The sequence below is a fragment of the Corynebacterium sp. genome, assembly GCF_022712195.1.
Lineage (GTDB): Bacteria > Actinomycetota > Actinomycetes > Mycobacteriales > Mycobacteriaceae > Corynebacterium.
Window position 1 is genome coordinate 1 of record NZ_JALAGY010000092.1, and the last position, 11466, is coordinate 11466.

At 70.1% G+C, this 11466-nt stretch carries 11 protein-coding genes and 1 rRNA gene; all 12 read right to left on the minus strand.

Translation table 11 applies throughout. The features are described from left to right. Positions 1–913, minus strand: a 913-nt coding sequence (locus Q0A34_RS12780; RefSeq protein WP_291480382.1) for a tyrosine recombinase, incomplete at its 3' end; no start/stop codon positions are given. Further along, positions 903–1556 carry an NUDIX hydrolase gene (locus Q0A34_RS12785; RefSeq protein ID WP_291480383.1) on the minus strand — a complete coding sequence of 218 codons (654 nt, stop codon included), beginning with the start codon at positions 1554–1556 and terminating at the stop codon, positions 903–905. The genes Q0A34_RS12780 and Q0A34_RS12785, both read right to left, overlap by 11 nt. A gap of 20 nt (positions 1557–1576) precedes the next feature. Then, positions 1577–3238 (minus strand): CTP synthase, encoded by a 1662-nt coding sequence (locus Q0A34_RS12790; protein WP_291480384.1) that lies wholly within the window; start codon positions 3236–3238, stop codon positions 1577–1579. A gap of 62 nt (positions 3239–3300) precedes the next feature. Further along, a complete protein-coding gene (locus tag Q0A34_RS12795) occupies positions 3301–4215 on the minus strand; it encodes a copper transporter (RefSeq protein ID WP_291480385.1) in 915 nt (304 codons plus the stop codon). Continuing rightward, positions 4215–5393 (minus strand): putative cytokinetic ring protein SteA, encoded by a 1179-nt coding sequence (steA, locus tag Q0A34_RS12800; RefSeq protein WP_291480386.1) that lies wholly within the window; start codon positions 5391–5393, stop codon positions 4215–4217. Before steA ends, Q0A34_RS12795 begins: the two co-directional genes overlap by 1 nt. Positions 5394–5448: 55 nt before the next feature. Next, entirely contained in the window at positions 5449–7170 is a 1722-nt protein-coding gene (gene recN / locus Q0A34_RS12805; RefSeq protein ID WP_291480387.1) for a DNA repair protein RecN, read from the minus strand. A gap of 5 nt (positions 7171–7175) precedes the next feature. Further along, on the minus strand, positions 7176–8099 hold the full coding sequence (locus tag Q0A34_RS12810; RefSeq protein ID WP_244805499.1) for an NAD kinase: 924 nt from the start codon (positions 8097–8099) through the stop codon (positions 7176–7178). Beyond that, a complete protein-coding gene (locus tag Q0A34_RS12815; protein WP_291480388.1) occupies positions 8096–8935 on the minus strand; it encodes a TlyA family RNA methyltransferase in 840 nt (279 codons plus the stop codon). Before Q0A34_RS12815 ends, Q0A34_RS12810 begins: the two co-directional genes overlap by 4 nt. A 2-nt stretch (positions 8936–8937) precedes the next feature. Further along, complete coding sequence (locus Q0A34_RS12820; RefSeq protein WP_291480389.1) at positions 8938–9120, minus strand: hypothetical protein; 183 nt, start codon at positions 9118–9120, stop codon at positions 8938–8940. After that, positions 9111–10091, minus strand: a complete 981-nt coding sequence (locus Q0A34_RS12825) for an HAD-IIA family hydrolase (RefSeq protein ID WP_291480390.1) — start codon at positions 10089–10091, stop codon at positions 9111–9113. The genes Q0A34_RS12820 and Q0A34_RS12825 overlap by 10 nt, the downstream gene beginning before the upstream one ends. Before the next feature lie 3 nt (positions 10092–10094). Then, positions 10095–11147, minus strand: a complete 1053-nt coding sequence (locus tag Q0A34_RS12830; protein ID WP_291480391.1) for a tetratricopeptide repeat protein — start codon at positions 11145–11147, stop codon at positions 10095–10097. Positions 11148–11326: 179 nt separating this feature from the next. After that, a 5S ribosomal RNA gene (rrf, locus tag Q0A34_RS12835) occupies positions 11327–11443 on the minus strand. Positions 11444–11466: the final 23 nt, after the last annotated feature.

The following is an 11466-nucleotide window of genomic DNA, read 5'->3' on the forward strand; positions in this document are numbered from 1 at the left end:
AGATCTGCGTGGTCGACACACTCGAGTGGCCGAGGAGCTCCTGGACGACCCGCACGTCCGCCCCACCGGTGAGCAGATGGGTGGCGAAACTGTGCCGCAGACTGTGCGGGGAGATCTCCCCGATCCCGGCACGTCCGGCGGCGGCCGAGACGATCTTGTACCCGGCCTGCCGGGACAGCCTGCCACCCCTGGACGTCAGCAGCAGGGCCGCGGCGTCACTGCCGTGCCGACTGCGCTGCGCCAGGGACGGACGCGCCCGTGTCAGGTAGGCGTCGAGAGCCTCGAGCGCCGGGGAGCCGACGGGCAGTATGCGCTCCTTGCCACCCTTTCCCTGCACCCGCACGAGCCCGCTGTTGCGGTCAATGTCGTCGCGGTCAAGGTCAGTGACTTCACTGATGCGAGCCCCGGTCGAGTACAGCAGCTCCACCAGAGCCCGGTTCCGAAGATCCAGCGGACCGGCGCCGTCACCGACCGGACAGGCCTCGATGAGCCGCAGGACCTGGTCGGTGGTCAGCGCCTTCGGCAGGTCGCGCCGCCCCGGCGACAGCGGGACCTCGGCGACGACGTCCGGGAGCCCGGACTCCGCGGCGGTGAACCGGTGGAGACCCCGCACCGCGCTGAGAATCCTCGCGACGGAGGTCTGCGCCAGTGGGCGCCCCCCGGTGACCGGGCAGCCGCGTCGGAGATCGACGATGAACCGCTCGACATCAGTCGTGGTCACCGTCGTCATGTCCAGGCCCTGCCCTGCCAGCCAGCCGAGGTAGCGTTCCACGTCACGGCGGTAACTGCCCAGCGTGTTCGCGCTGCGTCCCCGCTCGGTCCGGAGGTGCCGCATCCACGCCCTGGCCCGCCGACGGTCGGCCTCAGAAGGCCCGGAGACCCCGGTCACCTTCTCCGGTGCGTCACCGGACATGTTTCATGTCCGTCCCCTCCGGCCGCCCCTCGGCACGACGTTCCGCGAGTCCGGAGCGGTAGACGAATGTCTCTCCGACGTCCCGGCGGGTCCCGGCGTGCAGGTGCAGCAGACCCGCCACCGCCGTGGCGTTCTCGATGCGCCCCTCCCTGACCCAGTCCACCGCTTCCTCGACCGGGAGCCACCGGGTGGTCATGTCGGCCTCCTCACCGGTGGCCTCCTGCCCCACCCCCGGGTCGCCGGCTGTCGCCGGCCGGATGTCCTCGGCGAGGAAGATGCGGCACATCTCCTCGCTGATCCCCGGCGACGGGCAGATGTCGCCGAGCAGGTGCCACTTCCCCGCCACCAGGCCCGCCTCCTCCGCCAGCTCCCGGCGGGCCGCGTCGAGGGGATCCTCCCCGGACACGTCCAGCAGCCCGGCGGGCAGTTCCCAGAGGTAGCGGTCGACCGGACGCCGGTACTGCCGCACCAGCATCACCTCGCGCCGGCCGCCCGACCCCCGCACCGCGACCACCGCCACGGCACTGAAGTGTTCGACGACCTCGCGAACCGCCTCACCGGTCGCCGTGGTGATCCGGTCACGCCGTACGGCCAGGACCGGCGCGTCGACCAGCAGCTCACTGGACAGTGTGCGGTAGTCCACCGGGCAGGCCCCGCTCTCCCCTACTTCGCCTGCCGCTGCACGGCGGCGCGGATCAGCCCGCTGAACAGCGGGTGCGGGCGTGTCGGGCGCGACTTGTACTCCGGGTGCGCCTGCGTGGCCACCAGGTAGGGATGGACGGACGTGGGGTACTCGACGAACTCGACGAGGGTGCCGTCCGGCGAGGTGCCGGAGAAGACCAGGTCCGACTTCTCCTCGATCTCACCGCGGAAGGCGTTGTTGACCTCGTAGCGGTGGCGGTGCCGCTCGGACACCTCGGTCGTGCCGTACGCCCCTGCCACGACACTGTCCCCGGCGAGCACCGCCGGGTAGGCCCCCAGGCGCATGGTGCCGCCGAGATCCGCCTCACCGGAGACCGCCGCCTGCTGCTCAGCCATCGTCGAGATCACCGGCGAGGGGGTGTTCTCGTCGAACTCGGTGGAGGAGGCGTCGGAGATCCCGGCGTGACGTGCAGCCTCGATGACTGTGCACTGAAGGCCCAGGCAGATGCCGAGCATGGGGACCAGGTTCTCACGGCAGTGGGTCACCGCCCCGATCTTGCCCTCGATGCCACGGATGCCGAACCCGCCGGGCACGACGACCGCGTCGACCCCGTCCAACGCCCGGGCAGCCCCTTCCGGGGTGGCGCAGTCGTCGGCGGCGACCCACCGGACATTCGCCTTGACGTGCTCGCCGAAGGCACCGGCACGGATCGCCTCTGCCACGGACAGGTAGGCGTCCGGCAGGTCGACGTACTTGCCGACCAGGCCCACCGTGACCTCACCGGACGGGGTGTGGACACGGTCGAGCAACCCGCCCCAGACGGTCCAGTCCACGTCGCGGAAAGGGAGGTTGAGCTTGCGGATCAGGAAGGAGTCCAGGTGCTCGCGGTAGAGCACCCGCGGGATGTCGTAGATCGAGGCGGCGTCGGCGCAGGAGACCACACCCTCCTCCTCGACGTCGGTCATCATCGCGATCTTGGACTTCAGCCCTTCCGGGACCTCGCGGTCACACCGCAGCACGATGGAGTCCGGGATGATGCCGATACTGCGCAGCTCAGCCACCGAATGCTGGGTGGGCTTGGTCTTCAGCTCCCCCGACGGGGCCAGGTAGGGCACCAGGGAGACGTGGATGAAGAAGATGTTCTCGCGACCGACCTCGTGACGCACCTGCCGTGCCGCCTCGAGGAACGGCTGGGACTCGATGTCGCCGACCGTGCCGCCGATCTCCGAGATGACCACGTCCGGCCGCACCCCGTTGGCGTCCGGCAGCGCCTGGGCCAGGATTCGCGACTTGATCTCGTCGGTGATGTGCGGGATGACCTGGACGGTCTTGCCCAGGAACTCCCCGCGACGCTCCTTGGCGATGACGGTGGAGTACACCTTGCCGGTGGTGACGTTGGCGTTCTGGGTGAGGTTACGGTCCAGGAAACGCTCGTAGTGCCCGAGGTCGAGATCGGTCTCGGCGCCGTCGTCGGTGACGAACACCTCACCGTGCTCGAACGGGTTCATCGTGCCCGGATCGACGTTGAGGTACGGATCCAGCTTCTGCATGGTGACCGTCAGCCCCCGTGCGACGAGCAGTTGTCCCAGGCTGGCGGCGGTCAGCCCCTTGCCCAGCGACGAGACGACGCCGCCGGTGACGAAAATAAACTTGGTGTGCTGCTCGCTGCGGCCCTGAGACACATCGACTCCCGTGGTTGGAACTGTTGAAACCTACGGGGTTCCAGCCTAACAGATGCCGGCCGCTACTCCACTGTCGGAGCCGCGGCGTTCGACGCCGACCCGTAGGCCCCGGCGTCGCCGTCCAGCTGACCGGCGACCGCACGGACCACGGTGATGCGTCCCGCGACGCTGGTCACGTTGTCCACGGTGCTGACGTTCTCCGTGGCGTCGGCGTCCGCACGGACCAGCCCGATCGCCCCGTCGCGTCCGGCAGCACCGTGCTCACCGGCCAGGACGACGCCACCGGTGGTCGCGTCCAGCCCGGCGGCGAGGTCGGCGACGAACCGGGTCGAGTAGTTGCCGTCCCCGTCGCCCTCGGAGGCCCCACCGGTCACCACGACGACCGCGTCGGCCGGTGTGAGGTCGTCCTGGCCCCCGGCGAAGAAACCTGCGTTGCCGAGTGCGCCGAGCACCACGGCACGGTCGGACTCACTGGCCGCACCACGACCACCGGAGAGGGACTGACCGAGCAGTTCACCGACATGGTAGCCGGGGTCGAGGCGGTCCTCGGACAGGGAGGCGCCGCTGGGCAGGCTACCGGCGGCGAGCGACTTGAGTTCGTCACCGGACTCCGGCGACGTGAAGGAAGGGTCGAACCGGAGCGTCCCGGCGTCCTCTCCCCCCGCGTCACCGATCAGCGCGCGGACCCCGTCCACCGCCTCCTCGTCAGCGTCGTCCGTCGCCATGACCAGGACGGAACGGTCCCGCAGGGAGTCTCCGACGGCATCGGCGGCGAGGTCCCCGAGGACGGCGTCCGAGACCTCCCCCTCGGCGGTCGCGAGATCGGCCCGGTCGGTCTCCGCGGTGAGCCGTGACTGCGCCTCGGAGTCCACCGCGGCGGGGCCACCCTCCACATTCGGCGCCAGGACGTAGAAGCCCACCGCGGTGCCCACGGCGATGCCGAGCGCCACGACACCTGTCGTCTTCCCGGCGCCCATCAGAACAGGTCCTGGAAGCGCAGGGCGATGTTGTTCCACGTGTCGACGAGGTTGTCGGCGAAGTCGCCCGGACCGCTGAATCCGGCGATCAGGACGATCACCAGGATCGCCAGGAGCACGCCGACGAGGGCCCACCACCAGCCGCCGCCGCTACGCGAGACCCGGTAGAGCTCGGCGACGGCGGTGGAGTCGACCAGCCGACCACCGACACGGAGCCGCGACAGCATCGCCGACGGCGTGTCCGGCGACTGGGCCGTGTCGAAGATACGGTCCAGGTCCAGGGTCGGCCCGAGGTTCACCACCATCGACGCACCGTGGTAGTCCGCCAGCAGCAGCGCCAGGTCGGTGGAGTCGGAGGTGGCCGCGGGGAAGGTCATCGCACCGACCCCCAGGTCCTGGATCCGTTCCAGACCGGCCGCGTGACCGTCCGGTTCGGCGGGCAGGACGATCGTCGCCCCGGAGTTCAGTGCCTCGTTGCTGATCACCTCGGGGTCGCCGACGATCACGCGCGGACGGTAACCGTGCTTGAGCACCGTGTCCGCGGCCCCGTCGACCGCGATGATCACCGGCTCGTACTCACGGATGAAGTAGCGCAACGACTTGATCTTGTCGTCGACGGCCGGGTCCGGGCTGACCACCAGGACCTTCCGGTCGTCCATGTCCACCCCGACCTCGGGAATCCCGAGGCCGTCGATGAACAGCGGGGCCTCCGTGCGCACGAACTCGGCGGTGTTGCCGGTGAACGCCTCCATGTGGTCGGCCAGGGTCTCCCGCGCCTCGTCGAAGCGGGTGACGGCCGTGTCCTCGTCGAGGACGGTGCCTTTGCCGATCGAGCGGTCACCGTAGAGGACCTTGCCCTCGTGCAGCCGTCCCTTACGCCCGTTCTTCAGCCGTTCGGTCAGCGACGGATCGGCGTTCTCCACCAGGACGATGCCGGCGTCCAGCATCATCTGCGGCCCGAAGTTCGGGACGTTGCCGGTGGAGAACGTGGCCGTGTTCACCACGGCCGCGACCTTGGCGTCGATGAACTTCTGGGCGAGCGCGCGGCCGGTGTCCGGCTGGTCGATGACCACGATGTCGCCCTCGGACAGGCGGCCGGTGCCGTTCGTCCCGGTGCAGTCCCGGGTGTGGCCGTGGATGCCGGGGGTGTCAGTACGGGAGAAGATCATGGAGACCATTGTGGCGGTTGGGCCCGCCGCTTCCGGGTAGGCGCGCCGGTGCGCCCCGGGCAAACTAGCCTGCCGCGCCGAGTTCCGCCTTCGCCTGCCGCGCGGTCTCCAGCAGCTCCTCCGCATGGGCCCGTCCGGTGTCGGACTCCAGCCCGGCGAGCATCCGGGAAAGCTCCTCGACCCGTTCGGCCTCGTCGAGCGTGCGGACACTGGAGCGTACCGAATCACCGGACGCGGCCTTGGCCACGTGCACGTGTGCGTCCGCGAACGCCGCGACCTGCGGCAGGTGTGTCACGACGATCACCTGGTTGTCCACGGCCAGACGTGCCAGCCGTCGTCCGATCTCCACGGCGGCACGTCCGCCGACACCCGAGTCGACCTCGTCGAAGACCATGGTCCGTCCGCTCCCGGCGAGGACGACCTCCAGGGCGAGCATCACCCGGGACAGCTCACCACCGGAGGCGGTGGCCGCGAGCGAGTTCGGGGTGCCTCCCTGGACGAGCAGGAACTCGACCTCATCGATGCCGTCGGCGAGGCAGTCCGCGGGTTCGGCGGCCGCGGCACCACGGCCACCGGCGGTACGCACGTCGACCCGCAGCGACGAGGTCATCTGCAGCCCTGCGATCTCGTCGCTCACGGCCGCTGCGAAACGTCCCGCCGCCTCGGTCCGGGCCGCGGACAGCTCCCGGGCCGCCCCGACCATCGCACCGGCCGCCTCCCCGACCCTCGTGCGGAGTTCGTCGAGGGCGTCGCCGGAGACGTCGATGGATTCCAGACGCTCACGCGCCCGGTCCCGCCAGGCGAGCACACCGTCGATGTCGGAGGCGTACTTGCGCAGTTCACGCAGGTCCTGTTGACGGGCCAGCAGTCCCTCCAGGCTCTCGGGCGACGGTACGTCCGACAGGGCGGCGCCGATCTCCCCGGAGATGTCCGCCAGGTCGGTCACGACGGCGTTGATGCGTGCCGCCAGTTCACCGAAGCGGGGCTCCGCCGACGCCCGGCCGGACAGCGCGGCGGACGCGGCGGACAGTGACTCCACCGCCGCGGTCTCCTCGGGAGCCGCGTCGGGGTCTCCGCCGTCGATGGCCGCCAGGGCGGTGAGCGCCGCCTCCCGGACCTCGTCTGCGTCCTGAAGTCGGCTGATGGTGACCTTGAGGTCCTCGTCCTCCCCCGGCTGCGGGTCAAGGGCGTCGATCTCCTCCAGTGAGCGCCGCAGGGTCTCCGCCTCCAGGGCCAGGTCCCGGCGCCTCTCGGTACGCTCATGGAGGTCCCGCGCCAGTGCCGCCCACTCACGACGCAGGCGGCGGTACCGTCGGCGGTCCTCGTCCAGACCAGCGAACCTGTCCAGGTTCCGGAGCTGCCGGGTGGGGTCGAGCAGCTGGAGCTGGTCGGACTGACCGTGGATCGTCAGCTGCCGGGACGAGAAGTCACCCAGCACGCCGGCGGCCACGGTGCGTCCTGCGAGGTGTGCGCGCGAACGCCCCGAGGCGCTGACGGACCGTGAGGCCACGACCTCACCGTCCTCCAGGTAACCGCCCACCTCGTCGACCAGTGCGGCCGCGGCGGAGTCACCGTCGGTGTGGAAGACACCGTCGACGGTGGCACGGTCGGTGCCCGACCGGACCCGCTGACTGTCCGCCCGTGCACCTGACAGCAGCTTCAGCCCCGTCACCACCATCGTCTTGCCGGCACCGGTCTCACCGGTGACCACCGTGAAACCCTCGGTGAACTCGGCGACGGCCTCCTCGATGACACCCAGGTTCCGGATCTGCAGTTCCCTCAACATCCCCGTCACCTTCGCGGTCCGCGCCACCCGGTCACCGGGAGACGGAACTTCTGCACGAGACGGTCCGTGAACGGCTCCGTGTCCAGCCGTACCCACCGCACGTCCTGGGGACCCCTCCGGATCTCCACGCGAGCGCCCGGAGGCATGTGGATCTGGCGGAAACCGTCCATCACCGCCGTCGCCGGGGAGGTCTGCGGGTTGGTCTCCACCGCCACCGTCGAATCGGGGCTGACCACCAGCGGGCGGGCGAACAGGGTATGGGCGTTGGAGGGGACCACCAGGATCGACTCCAGCTCCGGCCAGAGGATCGGGCCGCCGGCGGAGAAGGCGTACGCCGTCGAGCCGGTCGGGGTCGACACCAGCACACCGTCGCAGCCGAAGGAGCTCACCGGCCGCTGGTCGACCTCCAGGATCGTGTCCAGGACACCCTGGCGGTTCAGGTTCTCCACGGAACACTCGTTCAGCGCCCACCCGGTGCCGAGCACCCGGCCGTCGATGTCACGGGCGGTGATCGAGAGCGTCATCCGGTTCTCGATCCGGTAGTCGCCGGCGATCACCCGGTCCAGCGCCTCCTCCAGAGACTCCTGCTCCCATTCCGCCAGGAAACCGATGTGCCCCATGTTCACCCCCAGCACGGGCACGTCCTGGGCGTGGGCGATGTCGGCGGCACGCAGGAACGTCCCGTCACCGCCCAGCACGAGGACGAGGTCGACCCCCTTCGCCGCCTCCGTGGTGTGGCCGTACCGGGGGAAACGGCCGAGGATCTCGTGGCGCGCCACCGGAGCGGGGTCGCCGGTGGACATCACGCGCACGGTGAGACCGCCGTCCGACAGCCGCTGCGCGGCGGCTGCTGCCATGTTGAGCTTGTCGGACGCGCCGGTGTGTGCGACGAGGAGCACCTCGCGGACCCGGGGGGCTTCTTCAGTCACTGGGGACCCTCCTTCACTGCCTTGTCGACCATGTCGGCCAGATTCTCCTCGTCGGGGGCGCCGGCGCCACCGTCCTTGACCAACCACAGAAAGTATTCCACGTTTCCGCTGGGGCCGGGCAAAGGTGAGGCAACCACCGCCCTGGTGGACAGGCCGTGACGCTGCGCGGCGCGTGCCACGTCCAGCGTCACCTCGGCGCGCAGGGCGGGGTCACGGACCACTCCGCCGTGGCCGAGCCGGTGCCGGCCGACCTCGAACTGGGGTTTCACCATAGGCAGCAGGTCACCGCCCTCGACGATGCACTCGGCGAGCGCCGGGAGGACGAGGTCGACCGAGATGAACGACAGGTCGCCGACCATCGCGTCGGCCGGACCTCCGAGCTGCCCCGGCGTCAGGGTCCTCACGTTCGTCCGGTCCAGCACCGTCACCCGTTCGTCATTCTGCAACCGCCAGATCAGCTGCCCGTAACCGACGTCGACGGCGAGGACCTCCGCGGCGCCACGGTCGAGACAGACGTCGGTGAATCCCCCTGTGGAGGCACCGGCGTCCAGGACACGGCGTCCCTTCAGGGTCAGCCCCTCCGGTTCGAAGGCGGCGAGGGCCCCCAGCAGCTTGTGGGCGCCACGGGACGCCCACCGGTCGCCCTCGCTGACCGCCACACGGATCGAGACGTCGCCGTGGACTCCCGTCGCCGGTTTCGTGGCCACCATCCCGTTCACACTGACCCGTCCGGCGAGGATCATCTCCCGGGCGTGGTCACGCGAGCGGGCCTCCTTGCGACGCACGAGTTCAGCGTCGAGTCGCTGGAGCCTCCGGTTCCTGTTCGCCTTCGGCACGGTCAACGGCCCTCCATCGCGTCATTGATCAGTCGGTGCGCCTGTTCCAGGAGGTCGGCTTCCTCGCTGCCCTCCGCGTCCGAGGCCAGCAGTTCGTCCACCCGGGCGACCAGGGTGTCCGCGTCGAACGTCCCCTCGCCCGGGGCCGCCGCCTGTGCGGCGAGGTCCCCGGGGTTCACCGCCACGCCTCCATCGCCACGGCCGCGGCCCCGTCTGCCGGGACCACCTCGGGGCTCCGGCCGAGGTCGGTTTCGCCCCAGACGGCCGGGGCCGCGACGGCGACCGCCTCGGCCGCCATGACCTCCGGATCGCCGGTGTTGCCGGACGACACCACGACCCGGTCGCCGCGGACCTCGGCGGACCAGCCGGTCAGGTGGTCCCGGAGGTTCGCGGCGATGTACGTCGGACGGACTTCGGTGGTCAGCAGTTCAGTGTGGGTGGACACCCCGGTCATGACGCAGAGGGTGTCGATCCCGGCGGCGACCCCGCCGGCGATGTCGGTGTCGAGCCGGTCACCGACCGCGAGAGGACGCCGGGCCCCGGACTCCGCGACGGCGCGGCGGAACATCTCGGGCAGAGGCTTTCCCGCGCTCCGCGGGGTGACACCTGTGGCACTCACGACTGCCGCGACGAGGGAGCCGTTGCCCACGAGGAAGCCGCGTTCCGACGGCAGGGTGGTGTCCAGGTTCGACGCCACGTACTCGGCGCCGGCCCGGATGCCCAGCGCCGCCTCTGACAACTGCGCCCACCCGTTCTGAGGGCTGTGACCGTGCAGCACCACATGAGGGGCATCGTCGGCGCTGTCCACCACCTCGAAACCCGCGTCCACGGCGAGGTCCCGGAACGACGGGGCCCCGACGACGTAGGCCCGACGTCCCGCGACCGGCGTACCTTTCTCGTCCAGGACGTCGTTCGCCAGGGTGCAGGCGGCCTGGGCCGACGTGAGGACCTGGTCGTCACTGACATGGAAGTCGAGGGAGCGCAGGTGGTCGGCGACCTCCCGCGGAGAGCGGGACGCGTTGTTCGTGATGTAGACGATGTCACGGCCCGCCAGTGCCTCGTGCGCCCCCTCGACAGCCACCCCTCCCCTGAAGACGGTGCCGTCGAGGTCGGCGAGCAGCACATCGTAGTCGTCGAGTACCTGCAGCCCCACCATCGGTCAGGCGCCCTTGAGTTCGCGCAGTCGATCCTCCGCGTCGAGCACGTTCTCGGTGTCCATCTCGACGGCGCGTTCGAACCACTCGCGCGCACCGACGGTGTCACCTGTGGCGAGGAGCGCGTCTGCGTAGGCGTAGGTGACCCGCAGCGCCGTTGCCGCGGGGAGGTCGGTCGACTCCGACTCGGGCTGCAGCGCCGCGAGGGCGGCGTCAGTGTCGCCGAGATCATGCTGTGCACCGGCGACGACGATGGCGAGCTCTGCGCGGCCCTCGGGGTCCAGTTCCTCGGACTCGGGTGAGCGCCCGAGCTCCACAGCCTTGTCCGGGTGTCCGAGTCCCCGCTCGCAGTCAGCCATGACGGCGAGCATTCCGGGGCCTCCGGCCATACGGCGGGCGGCGCGGAGCTCGGTCAGCGCCTCCTTCCACTGGCCGGCGTGGTAGGCGGCGATGCCGAGGGTCTCTCGGGTGATCGGTACGCGACCGCCCCGGTCCTTCGCTGCGCGGGCGTGGGCGAGCGCCTTCTCCGGGTCCTTGTCCATCAGCGCGGCGGCCATGACGAGGTGGCCGGCGACCTTGTCGGCGTTGTCCTTGGACAGGCTGCGGAGTTCCTGGCGGATACCGGGGTCGAGTTCCTTGGGGCTCACGTCCGAGGGGATCTCGGGTTCCTGGTTGCGCTGGCTGATCCGTTCCTCGCGGTAGCCGGAACGGTGGGGCCCGTTGTGCCGGTCGCGTCGGCGGTCGTCGCCCTGTCCCTGGCCACCGCGGTTGGGGCGGCCACCGTTGCGGTGGTCCCGGTTGCCCTGGCCACCGCGGTTGTCGCGGCGTTCGTCCCTTCCACCCCGGCGGTCGTCACGGCGCCCGCGGTCGTTGTCGTCGCGGCGCCCGCGGTATCCACCTCGCTCGCCGCCCCGGTTTCTGTCGCGGCGACCGTCGCGGTCGCCGGCGTTGCGCCGACTTCCGCCGTGACCGCCGGGGCCTCGTCGTCCGGCGTTCGAGGACTGGTTTCCGCCGCGATGCTGACCGCGGGAACCGCTGCCGCCGGAGGACTCGCTCATGTAACTACCTCTTCCTGGGGTTGTCTTTCCTGACCGATTCTAGGTCAGGTGCGCACGCAGGCCAACCGTGAGGGAACCTCAGGTGCCTGACGTGACGGTAAATCAGCATAAAAAAAGTGTGTGGTCGGAGCAATCGACTAGCGATCGCTCCAACCACACACCTTCACTTCAAGTTTTGATGCCGGCGGCGTCCTACTCTCCCACACCCTCCCGGGTGCAGTACCATCGGCGCAGGCAGGCTTAGCTTCCGGGTTCGGAAAGGGACCGGGCGTGACCCCGCCGCTAAAACCACCGACAAACACACAAGAACAAAACACAC

Excerpts from the sequence above, each read along its gene's own strand:
- Q0A34_RS12795 (WP_291480385.1), bottom strand. The coding sequence starts at position 4,215 with ATGGGCGCCGGGAAGACGACAGGTGTCGTGGCGCTCGGCATCGCCGTG.
- steA (WP_291480386.1), bottom strand. The coding sequence starts at position 5,393 with ATGGTCTCCATGATCTTCTCCCGTACTGACACCCCCGGCATCCACGGC.
- recN (WP_291480387.1), bottom strand. The coding sequence starts at position 7,170 with ATGTTGAGGGAACTGCAGATCCGGAACCTGGGTGTCATCGAGGAGGCC.
- Q0A34_RS12825 (WP_291480390.1), bottom strand. The coding sequence starts at position 10,091 with ATGGTGGGGCTGCAGGTACTCGACGACTACGATGTGCTGCTCGCCGAC.
- Q0A34_RS12830 (WP_291480391.1), bottom strand. The coding sequence starts at position 11,147 with ATGAGCGAGTCCTCCGGCGGCAGCGGTTCCCGCGGTCAGCATCGCGGC.